At 46.0% G+C, this 22,886-nt stretch carries 22 protein-coding genes, 1 tRNA gene and 1 pseudogene; 10 read left to right on the top strand and 14 right to left on the bottom strand.

Translation table 11 applies throughout. The features are described from left to right. The coding region (locus FW758_RS18500) for a family 43 glycosylhydrolase (protein ID WP_446446160.1) at positions 1 to 353 on the top strand (353 nt) is incomplete at its 5' end. 103 nt (positions 354 to 456) lie between these two features. Here FW758_RS18500 and FW758_RS18495 read toward each other — a convergent pair. From FW758_RS18495 to FW758_RS18475, 5 genes and pseudogenes are all read right to left on the bottom strand, one after another. Beyond that, complete coding sequence (locus tag FW758_RS18495) at positions 457 to 1,173, bottom strand: FadR/GntR family transcriptional regulator (protein WP_126491924.1); 717 nt, start codon at positions 1,171 to 1,173, stop codon at positions 457 to 459. A gap of 264 nt (positions 1,174 to 1,437) precedes the next feature. Then, complete coding sequence (locus tag FW758_RS18490; RefSeq protein WP_446446159.1) at positions 1,438 to 2,052, bottom strand: beta-phosphoglucomutase family hydrolase; 615 nt, start codon at positions 2,050 to 2,052, stop codon at positions 1,438 to 1,440. A 121-nt stretch (positions 2,053 to 2,173) separates the two neighbouring features. Continuing rightward, positions 2,174 to 3,668, bottom strand: a pseudogene (araA, locus tag FW758_RS18485) (L-arabinose isomerase). Between the two features lie 61 nt (positions 3,669 to 3,729). Then, complete coding sequence (locus tag FW758_RS18480; RefSeq protein ID WP_446446158.1) at positions 3,730 to 4,437, bottom strand: L-ribulose-5-phosphate 4-epimerase; 708 nt, start codon at positions 4,435 to 4,437, stop codon at positions 3,730 to 3,732. A 1-nt stretch (position 4,438) separates the two neighbouring features. Continuing rightward, positions 4,439 to 6,097: a ribulokinase gene (locus FW758_RS18475; RefSeq protein ID WP_446446157.1), complete on the bottom strand. Its 1,659-nt coding sequence runs from the start codon at positions 6,095 to 6,097 to the stop codon at positions 4,439 to 4,441. 447 nt (positions 6,098 to 6,544) lie between these two features. Between FW758_RS18475 and FW758_RS18470 the strand changes: the two genes are divergently transcribed. Further along, positions 6,545 to 8,158, top strand: a complete 1,614-nt coding sequence (locus FW758_RS18470) for an MATE family efflux transporter (RefSeq protein ID WP_446446156.1) — start codon at positions 6,545 to 6,547, stop codon at positions 8,156 to 8,158. After that, on the top strand, positions 8,155 to 8,718 hold the full coding sequence (locus FW758_RS18465; RefSeq protein ID WP_446446155.1) for a hypothetical protein: 564 nt from the start codon (positions 8,155 to 8,157) through the stop codon (positions 8,716 to 8,718). The genes FW758_RS18470 and FW758_RS18465 overlap by 4 nt, the downstream gene beginning before the upstream one ends. Positions 8,719 to 8,915: 197 nt before the next feature. Here the strand turns inward: FW758_RS18465 and FW758_RS18460 are convergent. Further along, a tRNA-Ser gene (locus FW758_RS18460) sits at positions 8,916 to 9,006 on the bottom strand. An 80-nt stretch (positions 9,007 to 9,086) separates the two neighbouring features. Beyond that, positions 9,087 to 10,358: a purine nucleoside transporter PunC gene (punC, locus tag FW758_RS18455; protein ID WP_446446154.1), complete on the bottom strand. Its 1,272-nt coding sequence runs from the start codon at positions 10,356 to 10,358 to the stop codon at positions 9,087 to 9,089. 115 nt (positions 10,359 to 10,473) lie between these two features. On the opposite strand from punC, the gene punR reads away from it, so the two are divergent. The 6 genes from punR (at position 10,474) to FW758_RS18425 (ending at position 13,901) form a co-directional block, all read left to right on the top strand. Next, entirely contained in the window at positions 10,474 to 11,376 is a 903-nt protein-coding gene (gene punR, locus FW758_RS18450) for a DNA-binding transcriptional activator PunR (protein ID WP_011846842.1), read from the top strand. 422 nt (positions 11,377 to 11,798) lie between these two features. Further along, complete coding sequence (locus FW758_RS18445; protein WP_006081638.1) at positions 11,799 to 12,458, top strand: Bax inhibitor-1/YccA family protein; 660 nt, start codon at positions 11,799 to 11,801, stop codon at positions 12,456 to 12,458. 69 nt (positions 12,459 to 12,527) lie between these two features. Continuing rightward, positions 12,528 to 12,917: a sulfurtransferase complex subunit TusD gene (tusD, locus tag FW758_RS18440; protein ID WP_012089235.1), complete on the top strand. Its 390-nt coding sequence runs from the start codon at positions 12,528 to 12,530 to the stop codon at positions 12,915 to 12,917. Between the two features lie 14 nt (positions 12,918 to 12,931). Beyond that, positions 12,932 to 13,288, top strand: a complete 357-nt coding sequence (gene tusC, locus FW758_RS18435) for a sulfurtransferase complex subunit TusC (RefSeq protein WP_446446153.1) — start codon at positions 12,932 to 12,934, stop codon at positions 13,286 to 13,288. Continuing rightward, positions 13,288 to 13,569, top strand: coding sequence for a sulfurtransferase complex subunit TusB (gene tusB, locus FW758_RS18430; RefSeq protein ID WP_446446152.1), 282 nt, complete (start codon positions 13,288 to 13,290; stop codon positions 13,567 to 13,569). Before tusC ends, tusB begins: the two co-directional genes overlap by 1 nt. Beyond that, positions 13,563 to 13,901 carry a TusE/DsrC/DsvC family sulfur relay protein gene (locus tag FW758_RS18425; protein ID WP_006081642.1) on the top strand — a complete coding sequence of 113 codons (339 nt, stop codon included), beginning with the start codon at positions 13,563 to 13,565 and terminating at the stop codon, positions 13,899 to 13,901. The genes tusB and FW758_RS18425 overlap by 7 nt, the downstream gene beginning before the upstream one ends. Before the next feature lie 145 nt (positions 13,902 to 14,046). On the opposite strand, the gene FW758_RS18420 is transcribed toward FW758_RS18425, so the two are convergent. The 7 genes from FW758_RS18420 to lrp form a co-directional block, all read right to left on the bottom strand. Further along, on the bottom strand, positions 14,047 to 14,169 hold the full coding sequence (locus FW758_RS18420) for a hypothetical protein (protein WP_006081643.1): 123 nt from the start codon (positions 14,167 to 14,169) through the stop codon (positions 14,047 to 14,049). A 19-nt stretch (positions 14,170 to 14,188) separates the two neighbouring features. Next, positions 14,189 to 15,475 (bottom strand): serine--tRNA ligase, encoded by a 1,287-nt coding sequence (serS, locus tag FW758_RS18415; RefSeq protein ID WP_006087497.1) that lies wholly within the window; start codon positions 15,473 to 15,475, stop codon positions 14,189 to 14,191. An 18-nt stretch (positions 15,476 to 15,493) separates the two neighbouring features. Then, complete coding sequence (gene crcB / locus FW758_RS18410; protein ID WP_006081645.1) at positions 15,494 to 15,868, bottom strand: fluoride efflux transporter CrcB; 375 nt, start codon at positions 15,866 to 15,868, stop codon at positions 15,494 to 15,496. After that, positions 15,861 to 17,192: a replication-associated recombination protein A gene (locus FW758_RS18405; RefSeq protein ID WP_446446151.1), complete on the bottom strand. Its 1,332-nt coding sequence runs from the start codon at positions 17,190 to 17,192 to the stop codon at positions 15,861 to 15,863. Before FW758_RS18405 ends, crcB begins: the two co-directional genes overlap by 8 nt. Before the next feature lie 8 nt (positions 17,193 to 17,200). Then, the gene (gene lolA, locus FW758_RS18400) at positions 17,201 to 17,827 is read right to left on the bottom strand and encodes an outer membrane lipoprotein chaperone LolA (protein WP_011846837.1); all 627 of its coding nucleotides are present in this window, start codon (positions 17,825 to 17,827) and stop codon (positions 17,201 to 17,203) included. Positions 17,828 to 17,883: 56 nt separating this feature from the next. Next, the gene (locus FW758_RS18395; protein WP_446446150.1) at positions 17,884 to 20,637 is read right to left on the bottom strand and encodes a DNA translocase FtsK 4TM domain-containing protein; all 2,754 of its coding nucleotides are present in this window, start codon (positions 20,635 to 20,637) and stop codon (positions 17,884 to 17,886) included. Between the two features lie 344 nt (positions 20,638 to 20,981). Then, on the bottom strand, positions 20,982 to 21,488 hold the full coding sequence (lrp, locus tag FW758_RS18390) for a leucine-responsive transcriptional regulator Lrp (RefSeq protein ID WP_006081649.1): 507 nt from the start codon (positions 21,486 to 21,488) through the stop codon (positions 20,982 to 20,984). 179 nt (positions 21,489 to 21,667) lie between these two features. Here lrp and ald point away from each other — a divergent pair, with 179 nt between their 5' ends. Further along, a complete protein-coding gene (gene ald, locus FW758_RS18385) occupies positions 21,668 to 22,783 on the top strand; it encodes an alanine dehydrogenase (RefSeq protein ID WP_446446149.1) in 1,116 nt (371 codons plus the stop codon). Positions 22,784 to 22,886 lie beyond the last annotated feature (103 nt).

The raw sequence follows: 22,886 nt of genomic DNA, 5'->3' as shown, positions 1-22,886 counted from the left end.
TCGATGTGCCTAATTTCACCGAAGCGTTATGGGTGCATAAAAAGGATAAAACCTATTACCTTTCTTACGCCTCAGGTTTCCCCGAAAAAATCGCCTACGCGACCAGCGATAATGTAAAAGGCCCGTGGAAGTACCAAGGCATACTAAATGAAGTAGCGGGTAACTCACCAACAAATCATCAAGCGATTATTGAATTTAAAGGCAAATCTTATTTTATTTATCATACTGGCGCTTCGCAAAATGGCGGTGGTGAGTTTAGACGAACCGTTGCCATCGACCCGCTTTATTACAATGAAGATGGCACGATTAAGCGAATCCAGATGACGACGGAAGGCATTACTTCGGCGCAGTAATACTCTGATAATGGCTAATATGGTGCGAGGACAGTTGTAGAAACTAACAAGGTGAGCCGAATATCGGATCACCTTTCTGTTGTCACCAAGCATGTGCGTGATGCTATTTGTGCTCGATATTCTTCTTTAGTGTATCTTGGGAGGTGGAGAGCAGTTTATTCATTTCTGCTTTAGCACGTTCACTGTCCCCTGCTTCAATCGCTGTATAAATGGCCTTGTGGCCTGGCAGTGATTCGAGGAAATCATCTTGGATGGTACTACTCAATCTAAAAATTTCGAGTAAAGCCGACTGAATTGATACGCCTAAAGAGACCATAAACTCATTGTTGGTCGCATCTAAAATCGCCATGTGGAAGTCAATATCCGAGGTATAAACCTCATCTGTGCCCACTTGCGCCGCTTCCATCTTGGCATAGGCAGCCGCAATGATTTCAAGTTGCGCTGGAGTACGTTTTTTCGCGGCAAGTTCGGCAGCTGCAGGCTCAAACACCTCACGGATTTCATACAACGACGTGTAAAATTCAGGCGAGGGTTTAGATTGAGAAAACCAATTTAAAATCACGGGATCGAACATATTCCAATGGCGGCGCTCACGAATACGGGTGCCCAGTTTGGGACGCGATTCAATTAAGCCCTTTGCGGTAAGCACTTTAAAGGCTTCTCTGAGCGAAGTACGAGACACCTCAAGTTCTTCACAAATGGTGTTCTCATTGGGAATATATTCACCCGGAGCATAAAATCCGCCAACAATACGCGAGCCAAGTTCGCTGGCCACCCAGTTGTGGATATTCTGCGGTCGGTTGTTTGCCTGATTTGCCATTGCGCCCTCTTATGTCCCGATATAGCCGAACAGTATCTAAAATAACTCGCTAAAAAAGCCGAATTTGATCAAATGTTATGATACTACCTTTCCTTAAAAACGTAACAGGTAATTTTCATAAAGCCAAGAATTTATGAGGGTTTCGCGCTAATTCATCCTTTCGCCGTCACCCCATTCTCACGCTTTTCTTTACACTGTAAAGCTGCTAGGGACAGGGTTAATTTACCTGCTACGGCTCATTTTATGCCTATATTCGACAGGTTTTCAGCGAGATGACTCCGTTAGGAAATAATCGTTTTTAATATCAAAATCGATCAAGACATCGACCACAAACATGCCCGCTGATTGTGCTGCTTGAATACCTGCTTTGGCATCTTCAAACACGATACAACGCTCAGGGGCAATCCCCATCAACTCGGCGCAGCGCAAAAATGTATCTGGTGCAGGTTTGGGCGCGACGACTTGGTCGGCACCAACCACATGGTCGACTAGCTCGAGTAAGCCGCACAGGGTTAAAATCTCAACCGCTTCCTCAGTATATGCGCCTGTACCCACTGCCATAGGGCGCTTGCCCTTATTCTGCTTGGCAAATTCGGCTAAACGGGTTGGCATAACATAGAGGTGCATGGTTTCACGAACCAAGGCTTCTTTATAGTCATTCATAGCTTCACATGTGGCGTTTGGTGTTACACCAAAATGAGCAATTAAGATTTTAAGGGTGCCAATTGTCGGCACGCCCGCCAAGGATCGCATTAATGCGCCATCAATAGGGATCCCAAAGTGGGTTAATGTTTGTCGCCATGCCTGTTCATGTAACTGGCCGCTATCGACCAAGGTGCCGTCCATATCGAAAATAATGCCATCAAAATCTGCGTACATACTGCTTTCCCAACCTTTAAGACTGAAATAAATTGACCAGCTCAACTCGTCTGACGCTCACACATTAACGTGCACAAATTAAAAAGCCGCCCTGAGGCGGCTTTTCAGTATTAGCTTGAGATTATAGCCCTCTTGCTAAACCGTAATATACGGAATTCTGGCGAAGCTCATTTTTAAACTGACGAATGCGAGTATCAGCATCGATGCTCACCAGTTCAGCCCCCGCCATTTCCGCAAAATCGACAATGTTGTCAGTGCTGATGGCTTGGCTATAGGCTGAGTGATGCGCGCCGCCCGCATGGATCCACGCTGCTGCAGCAATAGACAGATTTGGACGCGGCTCCCACAGTGCCGAGGCAACGGGCAGATTTGGCAATTCCTGTGGTGGTGTCACTGTATCTAATTCATTGAGAATAATACGGAAGCGGTTACCAAGATCGATAGTCGATACGTTAATGGCCGGTCCCGCTTTACCGGTAAATAGCAGACGCGGAACATCGCAGCGCACACCGATAGTATGACGGTGTACTTCTAAACGTGGTTTAGCGGCGGCAATAGACGGACACACTTCAAGCATGTGCGCGCCGAGCACTTGATCTGTCACGCCAAAGTTATAGGTGTAATCTTCCATAAATGAAGTGCCACCGGTGCGGCCTTGGCCCATCACTTTCATGATGCGTACCATATTTCCAATCACCTTCACCGCCATAACCCATTCCGTTTGCCATCAAACGTTGTGTCGCTAGCCCAGGTAAACCCGTCATGCCAGTTAAGTTTTCAAAGCAGTTAGTAAAGGCACCAAACTCGCCATCTTTTAAGAATTGGGTTAAGCCCAGTTCGATTTGCGCTTCCTTTCTTAAACGGTCAAGTTGGTATTCATCGTTAAACAATTCATTACTAATGACATATTCGCTCGCGTAGCGGTCGATTTGGGCAGTTATATCATTATCGGCAACCGCATTAATTGCATCATTTAGCTCACCTAAACTGTAGGCATGCACTTCGTAACCGAATTGAATCTGTGCCGCTACTTTATCGCCTTCGGTCACTGCCACTTGGCGCATGTTGTCGCCAAAACGCGCAATACGAAGATTTTGGCTTTCGTTCCAACCGGCCGCAGCACGGCACCAATCGTCTACTTGGGCTTGTACATCGTTTGTTTGCCAATGACCTACTACCACTTTGCGCTCTTTGCGCATGCGGGTGCCGATATAACCAAACTCGCGGCAACCATGGGCACTTTGATGGGTGTTCATGTAGTTCATGTTAATGTCGGCCCAAGGCAGCTCGGCATTAAACTGAGTATGCAAATGCATGAAGGGTTTGCTGAGTTCATTCAAACCCGCAATCCACATTTTGGCAGGCGAGAACGTGTGCATCCACAGGATAACGCCTACACAGTTTTCATCACTGTTGGCCGCTTGGCAAACAGCATAGATTTCGCGAGGTGATTTAACCGTAGGTTTATAGACGACTTCCATTGAAATCGTGTCTGACTGATTAAAACCGTGGACAATTTGCTCACTATTTTTCGCCACTTGCTCCAACACTTTAGGCCCGTATAAATCCTGCGAACTGGTCACAAACCACACTTGCTTTTGTTTGAATGCTTTCATATTGCTCTTTACCCTATAAATTTGATGATACTAGTAACGTGAAACCGATTGATTTGATGCACTATTTACTTAGAACACTGTTTTGGCCGTAATAGGCGTCTTTACCGTGCTTACGTAAGTAATGTTTATCAATAAGCTCTTGTTTTAATGGCGTGATACTTGGCGACAAGGTTTTGGTCAGATAAGCCATTCGCGCGATTTCTTCCAGTAATACAGCGTGATAAACCGACTTTGACGCGCTGTCTCCCCAAGTGAATGGCGCGTGCCCCGCTACGATTACCATAGGTGACTCGCTTGGATTTCTATCAGCAAAGCAATCGAGAATTTGTACGCCCGTTTCTTCTTCGTAATCGCGACTGATTTGGTCATCACGCATCACAGCAGTGCATGGGATCTCGCCGTAAACATAATCGGCTTGTGTGGTACCCAAACAAGGAATGGCGATTTGCGCCTGCGCCCATGCAGTTGCATAAGTCGAATGTGTGTGGGTGATGCCGCCAATACTCTGCCATTGACGGTATAAATAAGTGTGCGTTTTGGTGTCGGATGACGGACGTAAACGCCCTTCGATAATTTGGTTTTCAAGATCGACAATAACGATATCTTCGACCTTGAGATCCTCATAGGGCACACCGCTCGGTTTAATGCCAATTACACCGAGCCTGCGATCAACTTGCGACACATTACCAAAGGTGTAAGTCACTAAATTGCGCTTCTCAAGCTCCATATTGGCTTCATAAACTTCGCGTTTCAGTTCAAGAAATGACATGTTATTTCACTCCATCAACATAATGCCCTAGGGCTAAATACGCTTGATAAAGCGCTTGGTATTTTTCAGCATTGGCAAGATTGGGTGCATAAGTTTTGGCAACATTCGAGGCCATCACGGCTTGCGCACTTAACACATCGGGATACACGCCTGCAGCGGTTGCGGCATAAATTGCAGCGCCCAAAGCACAGCTCTGCTCGCTTTCCAGTACGTCGATATTGCAATTCCACACGTCAGCGCAGGTTTGCATGATGAAATCTGACTTTTTAGAGATACCGCCAATCGTGACGACCTGATCGATTCGCACGCCCTCTTCCTTAAAGCGTTCGATGATGGCCCTGGCTTCGACTAAGGCTTTAAACACTTGCGGTGCGTGGCTACCCATGGTTAAGCCGCTGATCGCCATAGACACAGATTGGTCGGCATCGGGGGTACGACGACCGTTAATCCAATCAAGCGCGACGATACCAGTGTCGCCCACTGGTATCGTCGCAGCAGCATTACCCAGCTCAGTTAAGGTTTCATCCTCGAGCTGTACAATCAGTTTGGCTTTCACTTCTTCGTCAAATAACGCTGAAGTATTGATATTTTTAATGGGCCAAGTGGTGAGGTCCTTAAACCAAGCGTAGAGATCGCCAAAGGCTGACTGCCCTGCTTCAAGACCAATTAAACCTGGCATAACTGAGCCATCGACTTGGCCGCAAATGCCTTTAATACATCGGGAGCCAATGTCTTCATAACTGGCAACTGTGATATCGCAAGTCGACGTGCCCATCACTTTGGTGAGTACGCCTTCCTTGACATTGGCCCCCACCGCACCCGCATGACAGTCGAACGCGCCGAACGACACGATAACGTCTGTCGACAGTCCAAGATTAGATGCCCATTCTGGAGTTAATGTGCCGCAGACTTTATCAGAGGTACAGGTTTCAACGGGTAAGCGGTCACGAATTCCGTCCAGTAATGGATCGATATCAATAAAGAATTCATTAGGTGGGTAACCATTCCATGACTCGTGCCACATGACTTTGTGACCCGATGCGCAGCGACCCGCCTTGTATATCTTAGGGTGAGTTGTGCCTGTCATTAATGCTGTGATCCAATCACAGTGCTCTACCCAGCTGTAAGCTGCTTGTCTCACTTCAGTGTCATGGCGCAGTACGTATAAGGCCTTGGCCCAGAACCATTCAGATGAGTAGATCCCGCCCTCATATTTAAGGTAATTCTCTTTGGCGACTTTAGACGCTGCGGTAATTTGCTGGGCTTCAAGAATCGCGCTATGGTCTTTCCACAGTAAAAACATCGCATTAGGATTAGACGAAAATTCTTCTTTTAGGGCTAATGCCACGCCAGCTTCATCAACGGCAATCGGTGTTGAGCCTGTCGTGTCAAAGCTTAAACCACACACGTTTGCCGCTGCGCCTGCTGGTGCTTTAGCCCAAAGTCCTTGTACAACCTCAATTAAACTTTCAATGTAATCTAAAGGATGTTGCCTAAATTGATTTTTAGCAGGGACGCAATACAGTCCCTTTTTCCAACGTGGGTAGTACACCACATTGGTAGCAACTTCAGCGCCGCTTTGTGTATCAACCAATAACGCGCGAACAGAATCAGAGCCGTAATCCAGCCCTAACGCGTAAGACCCTAAAACATTAGACATTAGCATCCCCGTACATTGAACTCTGCAATCATCCAAGTGATCACAAACATTGTGAATATCATTTAATGCTACAATACTACTATAGCTTAATGGTATTACAATATTATTTTTATCAAAGAGTGATAATTTTTTTAACATCAGCAACAAGTTTATCGAGGCAATTGTTTTGTAAGGATTTGCTGTTTCTGCTAAATAGCGATAAAAATGCATCGGCAGAAAATTCGAGAAGTACAGAAAATCGGTGATTTGAGTTAGCGTGGTTAATCTGGTGATTGACATCGAGCGGATGAGTGAGAATAATACGCGCCAGGTTGCAGAGAAGCCTGTCCGCAAAAGATGATATCACTCTGATAAATTAACAGCGTTGCGAATCGATTTCATATCGAACCCACAGCAATCAAATAAGTTTGGCTTAGCGGAATGCCAATAAACTTAGGAGAATTGTTTGTGAAACATGCAACCGCCAACACTTTCAAACCCGCCAGTATCAATGTTGAACCTTCTGACATTGTTCCCTTAGCAGCCACCGAAACCCCCTCCCACGGGAAATATCACTCCGGCTCTCAGTCAACAGAGTCCTTAGGTACGTTAGCTATCCCTACTTTGTATTTACGTTTTGCGTTACCCATGGCATTCGCCATGATGCTCAGCGGCAGTTACAACTTAGTCGACTCTTATTTTATTTTGAAATACATCGGCGCCGATGCATTGGCTGGGGTAACGATTGCCTTCCCGTTACAAATGATGATTTTCGCTTTAGCCTGCATGATAGGAAATGGGACTGCGACCTTAGTGAGCCGATTTTTAGGGGCAAACGAGTTTGATAAGGCGAGTCAAATCGCGAATAGCGGTTTCGCGTTAGCCCTATGTTGCGGCGTGATCGTCACTGTCGTGTCACTCGCCCAGCTCGATAATCTATTAGCGTTTATTGGGGTAAGCTCAACACTTGCCTTAGCTGCTATAGAGTATCTACAACCCATTCTCTGTTTTAGTCTGTTCACCTTTTTGTTATCCCTTAGCGGCGATTTACTCAGAGCACAAGGCAAAGTCATGGTGATGCTGCTGGTTATCTTGTTGTCGGCGGTCATGAACATTCTGTTCGATACACTCTTTATTACCGTTTTGGAGATGGGCGTAAGTGGTGCGGCGTGGGCAACGGTAGCGGGCCAATGTGTGAGTCTATTTATCGCCGTCGTCTATTTTGTTCCAAATAACCGCTTTGCCAATAAGCAGGCGCTTCATCGGCAAGCTGCCCAGCCTACTTGTTTTAGAATAGAGCAGATAAAGCTCAACCTCACTGAGATAAAAGCGATTCTTGGCTTGGGTAGCCCAATACTATTGTCATATCTTGGGATTGCCTGCGTGATCTCATTGGTAAATCATATTTTAGTCAGTCATTTAGCCAATGTAGTGCCCAATACGCCAGCGGCGAATGAGGTCGCGTACATGATCAGCGCTTATGGTTTGATCGGCCGCTTTAATATCTTTATCGCCCTGCCGCTCATGGCTCTCACCAGTGCAGCACAAACGATCAGTGCCTATAACTATGGGGCGATGGCATCTTCTCGGGTGTTAGCGTGTGCTAAATGGGGAATCGTCTTGACCTGCTGTTATCTGAGTGTAGTGACAATCATATTTATGGGGTTTCCTACCTCAGTATTTGGTGTTTTCACCGATGACCTCGCACTCATTGCCGCCAGTGTTAAGATTTCGAGTGTGACGTTTATCGCCTTACCTTTGGCGGGGATCACAGGTATTGCGATTGCGGTGTATCAAGGCACAAACCGCCCTAAGCTTGCATTGCTATTATCTGGGATAAAAATCTATGGTTTGTTATTGCCCCTGCTGGTCCTGTTACCTCAACTATCCTTTACAGATATTTCATTTATCACAGGTGCATTAAACATTAAGATCATGCCAAACGCTTTGATTGAGTTATGGATGGCCTTTCCAATCGCGGACATCTTAGCTTGTCTCTTGAGTTTATTGATCATCAGTATTTGGCCTTTCATTCACGTGCCGCAAGCAAATAGAGTCAGTCATGGAGGTAATGCAAAATGAAGTTAGCCAATATGAAAGACTCAAGCACCATCGCATTAAATGAAACTAAAATTCGCGCTAAGAAGCTGCTCAAAGCTTGTCAGCAGGGTGAGCCGTCAGCCAAGCAAAGAGTCACAACCTTAATAGCGAAGTTGGGTATCTTACACTCAGATCTCCAGCTTAAGCATTGCCAACAAGTGATTGCTCGTGAGCTAGGCTTTATCGATTTTCATCATTGTCAGCGAGTCCTGTCGGGTCAAGCCATACTCGGGGATGATTGGGGAAACTTATTCCACACTAAGCAATGCGAGACGCTACTCAATCATTGGTTTACTGGCTATTTAGCCGCGCGTGATTTTAATGCACAAGCTGAAGGCACATTGTTACTCCCCTACAAGAAGCAGTTTTTTGTGGTGGAGCGGCAGGATTACTGTAATGCGCTGAATTTGTCGATAATTTCGCAGCAGGTGGATAACGTCGGTGAACCGACTATCCTGAGGGATCTGGTGAGTAGTTATGCTAATGCAGACTGGAACGCCTTTGCGCTGGCCATGATCCAACACAAACTACCCAAAGTGTAATGATGGCTGAGATTGTCAGTGCATCATCTTGAATGAGCAAATCTAGAGTTAAATGACAATAACCAACAAGGCCATCAATGCTGATGGCCTTGTTGGTAAACTATGATGGAGGCGCTGCGTTTCGAATCAGAAACTCAAGGCTAGAATAGCTAAAATGCAAAAAGCCGCTAATTGCTTAGCGGCTTTTTGACTGAATATGGCGGAGGAGTAGGGATTTGAACCCTAGGTGGGCTATAAACCCACGCCGGTTTTCAAGACCGGTGCATTAAACCACTCTGCCACCCCTCCGAACGAGGCGCATAATATAAGTAAGTGTGTTGACTGTAAAGCACTAACTCTCAATTATGCGCCGATTGTTGCTATTACACTCAATCCGCTGGATTTTGCTTCACATCGGCCACTATGCCGACACGTGCGGGATCTGGCTTAGTGAAATGTTTGGCAAAATCGCCCCACCCTTGTTGGCTCTTCAGCACATAACCGACCACAACTAAGATAGCGCAACATAGGATGCCCCAGCCGATAGCTACTTCACCTAGGTTTGCCCACATAGCGACTAAGCTTGATGCACCAAAGGCTATGCTGATCTGCAAGAAGTTCTGTAATCCTGCGGCCTTAGCGGCATTCTGACTAAACTGTTGTAGTGCACTATTTACGACTATCGGGTAAATGGCGCCATTTGCTGCGGCCAAAATCGAGAACGAAATAAGCAGTGGGAAAATCGTGCTTGCTGGAAAAATCAGCGTGAACATGATGATCGAAATAACGCAGGCTGCGAAAATCGACAACAAGATATTCAGCGTTTGATGCCCGCCAATGCGTTTTATCAGCAGCTTACTAGCATAACCACCGACAATAAACATAATGGTTTGCGGGATAAAGCTAAGGCCGATTTCAGTTGGCAGATAACCGTGCATTTCCATCACAATCGGCCATACGGTTAGATAAGCAAAGAAAGCACCGGAACAGGCGCCGAAGATCACGACGTTGCCTAAATAGCGGGTGTTTTTCAAAATTTGCCCATAAGATACCGCAGCATGTTCACTGTGTGTATGCTGACGCTTGCCTGGCACAAAGTACAATGTCATCAATATCAGTAGAAAAGCGATAACACACAAAGAGATAAAGATTGCACGCCAGCCTAATTCGTTCAGAATGTAAGCGCCAAGGATCGGTGCTAATGCAGGCGATAATGCGACCAGTGGCATAATGTTACTGAAAATACCTTGGGCTTTATCAGCATCATATTGTTCAACCACAATCGCTTGCCAAATAACCCCTGCACTACAGGCGCCAATCGCTTGGAAGAAGCGCGCGGTATTGAGCATTAGGATTGAATCACTGTTGGCAATAAACACGCTGGCAACGGCAAATACCACTAGGCCAAAAATCAATGCCCAACGTTTGCCGATTTTATTGACTAAGGGGCCATAAAGTAGCTGACCTAAGGCAAGACCCGCCAGGAAACAGGTCAGCGACATCGCCACCTGTGATGGGGTACTGTTAAGTGAGCCTTCAATTGCTTTGAAAGCAGGCAAATACATGTCAGTGGCAATAAAGCCGAGTATGCTCAACATGGCTAAATAGAATAGAAACATAAAGAACTTTATGTTTACAAAGGTGTTACTAGACTTTTTCATAAAATAATCGGGTCGGATTGACTAAAGCGTGCAGTCTAATGACTTGTTAAATCTATTGGAAACGTTTATTTTTGACTTGTGCTATCAATTATTTTCATTGGAACGGACGTCAGCTATGCTCTCAGAACAAGCGCTAGAACTCATAGATATTGTGGCTCGTGTAGGAAGTTTCACCGCGGCGGCGAATCGGCTGCATAAAGTGCCCTCTGCCGTGAGCTACGCGGTCAAGCAAATAGAAGAAGAACTCGGCGTCATTCTTTTCGAACGTCATCATCGCAGCGTAACCTTAACCCCTGCGGGTGAACATTTTGTTAAGCAAGCCAGAACTTTGCTTACGCAGATGGACGAGATGAAGCGTGGCACGCAGCGCGTAGCAAACGGTTGGCAACCGACCTTGTCCATCGCGCTGGATAATATCGTCCGTGCCGACAGGATCAGCGTATTGATTGCTGACTTCTATCGTCATTTCCATGATATTGAATTGATTATTCGCATTGAGGTCTTTAACGGGGTTTGGGAAGCGCTCGCCACGGGCCGCAGTGACATTGCAATTGGTGCAACAACCGCAATTCCGGTCGGCGGCGTGTACCAATATAAAGACATGGGCGATATTGAGTGGGCTTTTTTAGTCAGCAAAAATCATCCATTGGCCAATATTGACCGTCCGCTAAGCGACGATGAGCTGCGCCCTTTCCCCTCGATTTGCCTAGAAGACACCTCTCGGGAAATTCCAAAACGTATGACTTGGCTGCTCGAAAATCAACGTCGCCTCGTTGTACCCGATTGGATCCGCGCCATTAACTGTTTCCGTGAAGGTTTAGGCGTTGGTTATATGCCAGTGCACTTAGCAAGTGTGTTTATTAAAGCGGGTGCGCTGGTTGAGAAACAGCTAGAAAATCCTAAGCAGACCAGCCCTTGTTGTCTCGCGTGGAATGCCGACAAGATGTCGCCTGCGCTCGCTTGGGTGCTGGAATATCTGGGCGATACTGAAAAATTGCATAAAGAGTGGCTGGCTTAAGCTTGGTTTAAACTCAATATGCTGATCTAGTCCATATACTTGGCATTGAAATTAGCATTGGACTTGTCTTTGAAATCGGCATTGAAATTAACATTGAACTTGAAATTTACTGTAAGTGCACCTAAGTTCAGCAGGCCTATTTATCAAGCTAATTAAGTTTTAACCAAGCATTCATGTGCTGAGTGGATAAAGATACGGATGCAGCCATCTCAATCCTAAACACTTAGCACTTAAGATTGATATGTGAGATGAGGCAAAATTTTTAAGATTAACAATTTGTTATTCATGGTTCTATGACTTTCACCCGTATCTCAGGTACGGTATCATGAATGCAGTTAAGTTCGTTTTAGGATTTTACGGGAACTTAGTGTGCTGTAAAAAATCAAAATGATCAGTTTGGAAATGTGTCAACGGAGATCAACATGACCCAAGAAACCTTATATTCGACAAGTGCATCAACACTGGAAGTGAACAAACTTCTTAAAAACACTTATATGCTGTTGTCTATGACATTGGCCTTCTCTGCCCTGTGTGCTGGCTTGGCAATGGCATTAAATATCAGTCCATTACTCTCCATTGGCTTATCCATTGGTGGCCTAGTGCTGTTGTTTGTAACCTTACGTAAAGCCGAATCTGCAGCGGGTATCTTCTGGGTATTTGCCTTTACTGGTATGGAAGGCGCGTCACTGGGCTACATGCTGAATCACTACGCAGGCATGGCAAACGGTCCACAGCTGATCATGCAAGCACTGGGGTTAACGTCAGTGATTTTCGTTGCGTTATCAGCCTATGCGGTGACCACTAAGAAAGATTTCTCTTTCCTGCGTGGGTTCTTGTTTGCTGGCTTGATTGTGGTGATTGCAGCTGCCGTAATTAACATCTTTATGGGTAACAGCATTGCCTTTATGGCGATTAACGCCGGTATTGCATTATTGATGACAGGTTTTATCCTGTTTGATACTAGCCGTATTGTGAACGGTGGCGAGACGAACTACATTCGCGCAACTATCTCATTATACCTAGACTTCTTAAACCTATTCATCGCGCTGTTGCACCTAATGGGCATAGGCAACGATGACTAATCCTAGTTAGCGATTTTTAGCTTAACTTGCGTTAGAATGGCCCTACTTTTAGGGCCATTTTTATTTTAAATGAGCAAATTTATTATCCAAGTGAACGGGCCCGCTTATGGCACGTCGGCGAGTGTTAACGCCTTACGCTTTTCCCAAGCTGCACTTTTGGCTGGGCATCAGATTATCTGTGTGTTTTTTTATCAAGACGGCGTGTATAACTCCACAGATTTAAGCTTACCCGCCTCCGATGAAAACGATGTGATCAGTGACTGGAAACAGCTCGCGCAATCCCATCAGCTCCCGTTAGTCAATTGCGTTTCAGCAGCGCTGCGCCGTGGGATTGTGAGCAAGCAAGATGCCAGCGAGAATGGCTTAAGCCACTGGAATGTGGGCGAGTCATTTATCATGGGCGGTTTAGGCGAGCTTGTCACCGGCATTGAATCGGCCGATCGTTTGATCAGTTTTTAACTCTCAGGGTGACTATGAAAAAATTGTGTATCCTATTTCGCTGTTCGCCACACGGTACTGTTCGTGGCCGCGAAGGTTTAGATCTCGCCATGCTGAGCGCTAGCTTTGAGCAAGAAGTAAGTTTAGTGTTTGTCGATGAAGGTGTGCTGCATTTGATTAAAGATCAACAGCCTGAGCTTATCGGCGCTAAAGATTACATCTCTACCTTTAAAGCACTGCCGCTGTACGATATCGAGTCGGTATTTGTCTGTAAGCAATCCTTAGCCGACTACGGCTTAAGCCATGGCTTACTGTCAGTTCCTGTTACTGTGGTCAACGATGAAGCCATCGCTGCCCATTTAAAACAGGTTGATGAGGTCTTAGTATTCTGATGATTTTACATCATATTCAAACATCTCCCAGCCGAGATAGTGCGTTGAAACTCTGCTTACGTTACGCCTGTAAGGAAGATGCGATTCTACTATCGAGCGATGGCGTGAACGCGTTACTGCTGCGTCAATGGGCAATGGCATTATCGCCCTTCAAGCTCATGGTCTTAAAAGACGATGTCGTCGCTCGCGGCCTATCTGAGCGTTTAAAGAACGTGAAGCTTATCGATTACAATGAGTTTGTGGCTCAATCATTACTCCATGACAAGGTGATAACATGGTAAATCCATTGCAATTTAATGGCGCAGAAATCGCCCGTGACCATCAAGGTTATTTAAAAGATCTCAACGATTGGCAACCGGACATGGCTTTACTATTAGCGGCAGAAGAGCAAATCGTGCTTACGCCAGCCCATTGGGAAGTGATTAACTTTGTTCGCGATTTTTATCTTGAATACAAAACGAGCCCTGCTATTCGCGTATTAGTCAAAGCTATTGGCCAAGCTTTAGGGCCAGACAAAGGCAATTCAAAATACTTATATACCTTGTTCCCTATTGGCCCAGCAAAACAAGCGACCAAAATTGCAGGCCTGCCAAAGCCAGCTAAATGCATTTAATCGTATAGGGTAAAGTCATCACACTTAACTTAATATCGAACGTAAGCGTCAAATGTGAGCATTGAACATAAACATGGCACAAACAAAAAAGGCATGTTCCCTTGGGAAACATGCCTTTCTTTTTACTTGAACAAAGTTAATAGGGTTATTTGACGTTTTCTAACACAACCCAGACGGCTTTGCCTATGGTCGCCAACATCACCGCAAAAAATACAGCAATGACAGCGGTATAGGAAAGCCAACGGAGATAGCGCTGGCCTTTATCCATAGTATTATTTTGCGTTCCATTAGCCTATTTGAGTTAAGCCGCCCATGTATGGACGCAGCACTTCTGGGATTGTGATACTGCCATCGGCATTTTGATAGTTTTCTAAAATAGCGACTAAGGTACGACCGACAGCTAAACCGGAACCGTTTAAGGTATGCAGTAACGCGGGCTTATTATCTGCTTTCACGCGGTAACGTGCTTGCATACGACGGGCTTGGAAATCCTTCATGTTTGAACAAGAAGAAATTTCACGATAAGTGTTTTGTGCAGGTAACCAGACTTCGATGTCGTAGGTTTTGCTTGAGCCAAAGCCCATATCACCAGTACATAAAATCACGGTACGGTACGGTAGACCTAAACGTTGCAATACCGTTTCAGCATGACCTGTTAGCGCTTCGAGCGCCGCCATTGAATCTTCAGGCTTAACGATTTGCACCATTTCTACTTTATCGAACTGATGCTGACGGATCAGACCACGGGTATCTTTGCCGTATGAGCCCGCTTCGCTGCGGAAACATGCGGTATGCGCGGTTAACTTAATCGGCAGCTCGTCTTCATCAACAATGCTATCACGCACTAAGTTGGTTAATGGCACTTCGGCCGTTGGGATCAAGCTCAAACCCTGACCTTCTTCGGTGGCAGGTTTAGTGTGGAACAAGTCTTCACCAAACTTAGGCAGTTGACCTGTGCCCAGTAAGCTTGCTTCGTTAACCAGTAACGGCACATAGGCTTCGGTATAACCGTGCTCTGTGGTGTGCAAGTCCAGCATGAACTGACCAATGGCGCGGTTTAAGCGGGCAACTTGGCCTTTCATCACGATAAAACGTGAGCCAGTGATTTTCACTGCATTTTTAAAATCTAAACCGTTTAGGCCTTCGCCTAAATCGATATGATCTTTAATTGGGAAATCAAAAGTGCGTGGCGTACCCCAGCGGCGAACTTCAACGTTCTCCGTTTCATCGGCACCGATTGGCGCGGATTCGTCTGGCAGGTTGGGCATTGACATGGCAATGGCATTGACTTCTTCAAGCACGGCCGCCAGTTCAATCTTTTTGGCATCCAGCTGTGAACCTAAATCGCCCACTTGCGCCATGATCGCTTCAACATCTTCACCACGGGCTTTAGCTTGGCCAATGGATTTGGAGATGGCATTACGCGACGCTTGTAATTCTTCTGTAGCCACTTGCAGTGACTTACGCTTTTCTTCTAATTGAGTGAGGTGAGCTATGTCTAAAATAAAGCCACGGGTGGCCAGTCGCTCAGCGGTAACTTCTAATTCGTTGCGCAAAAATTTAGGATCTAACATGTGATATATTCTTAATAGTTAAATGCGAGAAAAAACCAGTTGCTGACCTAAGTACACCATGAATAAACATAGACTTAGATTCAACACCACATTCAAAGTCGCCTTCAGCCAATCCCCTTCTTGCAGCAGCAATAAGGTTTCATTAGAGAAAGTCGAAAACGTTGTCAAAGCGCCCAACAGGCCAATACCGATCAGCGCTTTGAGTTCTGGGCTGATATGACTCATTTGCCCCAGTGCGTAAATTACGCCCATTAAAAATGAACCGAGGACATTAACCAACAGTGTACCAAAAGGAAAACTGCTGCCAAATACCTGGATCATGAATATTGAAATAAGATAGCGAAAAACAGCCCCAATTGAACCACCTAGCGCCACAAGTAAGAGATTATTCATATCTTTTGTGCTCGCTGGCTTGATCTAACAGGGCTAATTGCGCCAACTTATCTTTGATTCGCTTCTCGAACCCTCGCTCAGTCGGAAAATAAAACTGCGCTGTTTGCAGGGATTCGGGGAAATAATTTTCACCACTGGCATAGGCATTGGCTTCATCGTGGGCATATCGATACCCTGCTCCCATGCCAATGTCTTTCATTAACTGAGTCGGTGCATTGCGTAAATGGTGCGGCACTTCGACTTGCCCAGTATCGTGAGCTAACTCACGCGCGGCCTTAAATGCGGTATAGACAGCGTTACTCTTAGGCGCGCTGGCAAGATAAACAATGGCTTGCGCTATTGCTCGCTCACCTTCGGCTGGGCCAACACGGTGAAAACAATCCCAAGCATTAAGCGCTATGGTCATCGCCGCAGGATCGGCATTGCCCACATCTTCAGAGGCAATCGCCAGTAAGCGCCTTGCGACATACAGCGGATCGCCGCCGCCTTCTAATATTCGACAAAACCAATACAGCGCCGCATCGGGTGCTGAACCGCGGATTGATTTATGGACGGCTGAGATTAAATCGTAAAACTGATCGCCGTTCTTATCGAATCCGGCAACTTGGTGCCCCGCCACTTGAATCAACATTTCAGTGGTAAAAGTACCACCATCGGCGAGCATATCGCTCATTAACTCAATAAGATTTAACGCTTTACGGGCATCACCATCACAAAGTTGTGCCAATGTGGTGAGCACATCGGTTGGCATCACAAATTGGCGTTGGCCTAAGCCGCGCTCGGTATCGCTTAAGGCTTGAGTCACTATGTGGGCTATCTCATCATGGCTTAAACGCTTGATAAGATAGACACGTGCCCGCGAGAGCAAGGCATTGTTGATTTCAAAGGATGGGTTTTCAGTGGTCGCACCGATAAAAATCACAGTGCCATCTTCAATAAATGGCAGAAAGGCATCCTGCTGGCTTTTATTGAATCGGTGGACTTCATCGACAAACAATAACGTGCGTTGACCACGGGATTCAGCCACGGCTTTCGCTTGCTCAATCGCCGCGCGAATGTCTTTGACGCCAGAGGTGACCGCAGAGATGCGTTCAACGTGCGCATTTGAATAATGTGCGATTAATTCGGCTAAGGTCGTTTTACCTGTGCCCGGCGGCCCCCACAACATCATGGAATGGGCGCGTCCCGCTTCCAATGCTTTGCGTAGCGGCTGGCCTTCACCCAGTAAATGGGCTTGACCTATGTACTCAGCGATCGTTCTTGGCCGCATGCGTGCGGCCAAGGGACGAAAGTCGGGGGCGAAATTAAAGGATAAACTGCTCACGCTATCGCCTAGTGCGCTGTTTTACGACGTTGATCATCAACATCGACATTGTCAGGCAGCACAAAGCTGAACAGCGCTTTGTCTTTATCAGTAATCGCTTGCTGATTGCTCAAATCAAATTGGCTCAAGTTACCTTTGTCATCGGCAACATTAAAGTTGGCTAACTGGGCATTTTTGAAACACACCTTGACGGACAATATGCCCGAATCAATCGCCTTAGGTTTGATCTCATAGCAGTCTTGTTGCTTAGTGACTGAATACTGTGACCAAGTGGCATCGTCGCGGTGGACTAACAAGGCGATAGGCGAAGCATTGATAGCCTCGGCAAAATCCATGATGACCACTTCTTCGGCGAAGGGATTGTAGATCCATAAATCTTTACCATCAGCGACAATTTGCGATTCATCGGGTTGAGTTAAGTGCCAATAAAACTGATTAGGATACGCCAAGGCAAAAATACCAGAACCCGTCTGAATGACCTTTTTATTGACGTCAGTGACGGTTTGTTTGAAATCGGCTTTTAGTGATGCAGTACCAATCAGTTTGTCTCTTAACTGCTGCGCATCATCGGCAAACACGGCCGCGCTAAATAGCAAAGGTGAAGCTAACAACACAGCGCATAATCGTTTTTTCATTTTATTCCTTACCCTGTAAAACCCTTGGGTGTAACAAAGCCACGCCTCAGCGCGGCTTAATAATGTTTTGGTGCCGGCGGCGCTAAGACTTCACGGTTACCGTTGTGGCCTTGAGCCGAAACGATACCTTGGGCTTCCATCTGTTCAATAATGCGCGCTGCACGGTTATAACCAATCTTAAATTTACGCTGTACGCTTGAAATCGAGCCGCGACGGGTTTCGGTCACAAAGGCGACGGCTTCATCGTAGAGTGGATCGTATTCTTCATCAGTTTCAGCCGTTTCACCCGGTAGTAAGACTTGCTCACCATCGCTGGCACCATTGAGAATTTCATCGATATATTGCGGTTTACCACGGGCGCACCAATCGGCAACAACGCGGTGAACTTCATGATCGTCAACAAAGGCGCCATGGACACGGTTTGGAACCGCAGTACCCGGTGGCAAGAACAACATATCCCCCATACCGAGCAAGGTTTCAGCACCCTGTTGGTCTAAAATGGTGCGCGAATCGATACGCGATGACACTTGGAACGCCATACGTGTCGGAATGTTGGCTTTAATCAAGCCGGTAATCACATCCACTGACGGTCTTTGGGTTGCTAGGATCAAATGTATCCCTGCAGCACGGGCCTTTTGCGCAATACGGGCAATCAACTCTTCAACTTTTTTACCGACAATCATCATCATGTCGGCAAATTCATCGACCACGACAACAATCGATGGCAGCTTATCTAACGCAGGCGCTTCAGGCTCCATGCTGTCGGATGACTTCCACATAGGATCTAAAATCACTTCGCCATTGGCTTTCGCCTCGGCAATTTTGGCGTTATAGCCCTTGATGTTACGCACGCCCATCATAGACATTAGCTTGTAGCGACGTTCCATCTCGCCCACACACCAACGCAGTGCATTGGCGGCTTCTTTCATATCGGTGACGACTTCACAGAGCAAATGCGGAATGCCTTCATAGACAGACAATTCCAACATTTTGGGATCGATCATGATAAAGCGCACATCTTCTGGGCCAGACTTATACAGTAAGCTGGTGATCATCACGTTTACGCCCACAGACTTACCCGAACCTGTGGTACCCGCAACTAATAAATGCGGCATTTTACCCAGGTCAACCACGACTGGGTCGCCGGCAATATCTTGACCTAACACCATCGTTAAGTTGGATTTACTGTCGGTAAAGGCGGCGCAATCTAACACATCGCGCATAAACACGGTTTCACGGAATTTATTCGGCAGTTCGAGTCCGACATAAGCCTTGCCCGGGATAACTTCAACCACGCGCACACTTTCAGCCAGCAGTGAACGGGCTAAATCCTTCGACAGATTAGAGATTTTTGACGCTTTAACGCCAGGCGCTAATTCTAATTCGAAGCGCGTGATCACAGGCCCTGGATACACACCCACCACATTGGCGATAATGTTGAAATCTGCCAATTTCACTTCAACTAGACGAGCGACTTGATCTAACTCTTCTGGGCTGATCGGGTTTTTCTTACGATCGGGCACATCAAGCAAATTGATGCTGGGTAACGGGTCCATTGGTTTCTTCGGAGCAAGTTTATCTTCTTGTCCCGGTAACACCACAATGCCATCCACAATCTTCGCTTTTTGATCTTGCTTCTTTCGCAGGGCTTGATTCACGGCGCCCGTTGAGGCTTTAGTATCAAAATCAATGACGTCATCATCGGTAAAGCCCAAGCTTTCATCGTCATCTTCCGCCAAGGTTTGGCTGTTAAAAACTGGCTCATTGTCGTCGCGATCGAATGAATGCGAATTGAAGTCGGCTCTTTCTTGCTCATCATTTCTTGCATGTTGAGGTTCGGCTAACCAAGGTGGCGCTTCAAAATTGCCATGGGCGGCAAAATCCTCTTGATCGATTTGAGGCTCAACCCTTTGTGCATTTTTGCTTTTACTGCCATTCAAACTCAAAATTTTTGCAAGGGCCGATAGCTTGGTTCTTTGCGGCGCAACTTCTTCAGTATTAATGCTTTCGGTAATAAACCCTTCATCTGCGGCAGTAGACAGGGTTGGAGTTATTTCGGCTCTGCGGCCAATATGACGTTCACGCACCTTTGGCGTGGCAACGACTGGCGGCTTCTCAAGCACGTATTGTGATTCGCGGCGCTGTTTAAATTTATCGACCACAGACATAAAACCACGGGTATCTTCGGTTTCACGCTCACGTTTCATCGCTTGTGGTAATAATTTAAGTTTCTTATAAGTCCAAATAGAGATTAAGCCGATTTTCTCGACCACGGTCAGCCAGCTGATCCCCGTCAACAGGGTAAAGCCAGAACCTAAGAAGCACAGCAGCAATAAGGTGGTACCGAGTTTATTAAAATACGGCAGCATGGCTTGGCCGATCACATCGCCCGCCACTCCGCCTGCCGAAAACTCGTAGATGTTGTTAGCGTTCATACTCGCCAACGCAGAAAACCCAAGGATGATCAGCAAAAATCCAATCAATCTCAGGGCCACTGAAAAGTAATCAACTTCGAGTAAATGATGGGCGCGTTTGAACAGCAGCCAGCCGGTCGACGCGACAATGATTGGCATGATGTAAGCCGTGACGCCGAAGAAATATAACAGAATATCGGCTATCCAAGCCCCTACAGCTCCGGTCCAGTTTTTTATGTCGCCTTGAAAATGCGACTGACTCCAACCGGGATCAGACGGACTAAAACTCGTCAATGCGAGTAAAATATAAGTGGCGAGGACACAACAAATGATGAGTCCGCCTTCCAGCAGACGTTGCAGGCCAGTGAGCGTGCGTACACTATTTCCTTGAGACAAACGACGTAATCCATAAAAAGTGAAAACAGGTGGCCTAACGATACCAGAATCCCACTAAATGTGGAGCACATTAGCCTGTTTTTCTGTGCAGAATTGGCCATGATTGGCAAAAATTAACCTATTGGGGTGTTTAAGTGTGCTTTTGGAGAGGAATGAGTTATTACACAAACACTTCCGTTAACAACTCTGCTTAAAAATGCCACAAAAATAAGCCCCTAAGTTGGCGAACTTAAGGGCTATAACAAGGTTAGTCGTCGTAGGTGCTAAACGGGATAGTTGTGCTGACTTGACTAATAAATAAGGGGCCTAAGCCCCTTATTGTAAAACCAAACAATCAGGGTAATTTAGATATCTGAGAGTAGATGATTTATCGCTACGCGACTGGTGTGTTTAACCTCTTCCATCACGACATAAGTGCGCGTGTCGGAAACAGAAGGTAATTTCAACAAGGTTTCACCTAACAAGCGACGATAAGCCGACATATCTGAAACACGAGTTTTCAGTAAGTAGTCAAAATCGCCTGAAACCAGATGACACTCTTGAATGTCGTCGAGTAACTGCACTGCACGGTTAAACTTATCAAACACTTCGGGAGTATCACGGCTTAAGGTGATTTCCACGAATACCAGTAGGGATGCACCCAGGAAATGAGGATTGACCAATGCAGTATAGCCATTGATATAACCTTGCTTTTCGAGTCGTTTCACTCTTTCTAAACACGGAGTTGGACTAAGTCCGACTCTTTTTGATAATTCCACATTAGAAATGCGGCCATCAAGTTGTAATTCATTAAGAATGTTGCGATCGATGCGATCCAAGTCTTTTACAGGACTCTTTTTATTATATGCCATTTATTTAACCTTGCTTTATCACTAAAACAACATTTTATTCTACGTATGCCGAAAGTTCAGCAGCATAAACTGCGTCGCCGATACTATACTAGATATCCCTGAATTAATCACGTTCAGGTCACGATAAAATAACAATTATGCCCATTAAAAGTGGGTTTTCAGGCAATTGAGGCTCAAAGATGATTATTGGTGTTCCCAAGGAAATTAAAAACCACGAATATCGTGTCGGTATGGTTCCTTCTAGTGTTCGCGAGTTAGCGATCAAAGGTCACGAAGTTTTTGTAGAAACAAATGCTGGCACAGGTATTGGTTTTTCAGATCAAGATTATATTGATGCTGGCGCCACAATTTTAGCGACTGCTGCTGAAGTTTTCGCTAAAGCGCAGATGATTGTAAAAGTAAAAGAGCCTCAAGCAGTTGAACGCGCTATGTTGCGTCACGATCAGATTTTATTTACTTATCTGCATCTTGCGCCAGATTTACCGCAAACTGAAGATTTAATTAAAAGTGGTGCCGTATGTATCGCTTACGAAACTGTGACTGATGACCGTGGTGGCCTGCCCCTACTTGCCCCAATGTCAGAAGTCGCTGGCCGTATGTCTATCCAAGCTGGCGCTATGGCATTAGAGAAATCTTCTGGTGGTCGCGGTATGTTACTGGGCGGCGTACCAGGGGTTGAACCTGCTAAAGTCGTTATCATTGGCGGCGGTATGGTCGGTACTAACGCTGCACAAATGGCGGTTGGTATGGGTGCAGATGTGGTTGTACTTGACCGTAGCATTGATGCACTGCGTCGCTTAAATGTGCAATTCGGCTCTGCCGTAAAAGCCATTTACTCTACTGCTGATGCGATTGAACGTCATGTTATTGAAGCCGATCTTGTGATCGGTGGCGTACTGATCCCAGGTGCTGCGGCACCTAAATTGGTTACCCGTAGCATGATTTCACGTATGAAGCCGGGCAGTGCCATCGTTGACGTAGCAATCGATCAAGGCGGCTGTGTTGAAACTTCACACGCAACCACTCACCAAGATCCGACTTATATCGTTGATGATGTTGTGCATTACTGTGTGGCGAACATGCCAGGTGCGGTTGCTCGTACTTCAACTTTCGCACTTAACAATGCAACGCTACCGTATATTCTTAAGTTAGCTAACTTAGGCTATAAAGAAGCGTTGTTGCAAGACAAGCACTTATTGAATGGCTTAAACGTGATGCACGGTAAAGTGGTCTGTAAAGAAGTGGCTCACGCCCTGAATTTAGAGTTCACCGATCCAGTTTCATTACTGGCATAAGCGTTTAATTAGCTTAAGCTTTCGGTGGAACATTGCGTTTGCTTTACCTAGCAAATAATCCAAATCGGCCTCGACTCTGTTGAGGCCGATTTTTTATTGGCCA

It is taken from the genome of Shewanella sp. 1180_01, assembly GCF_052850535.1.
This window is presented reverse-complemented; position numbering and strand designations above follow the sequence as displayed.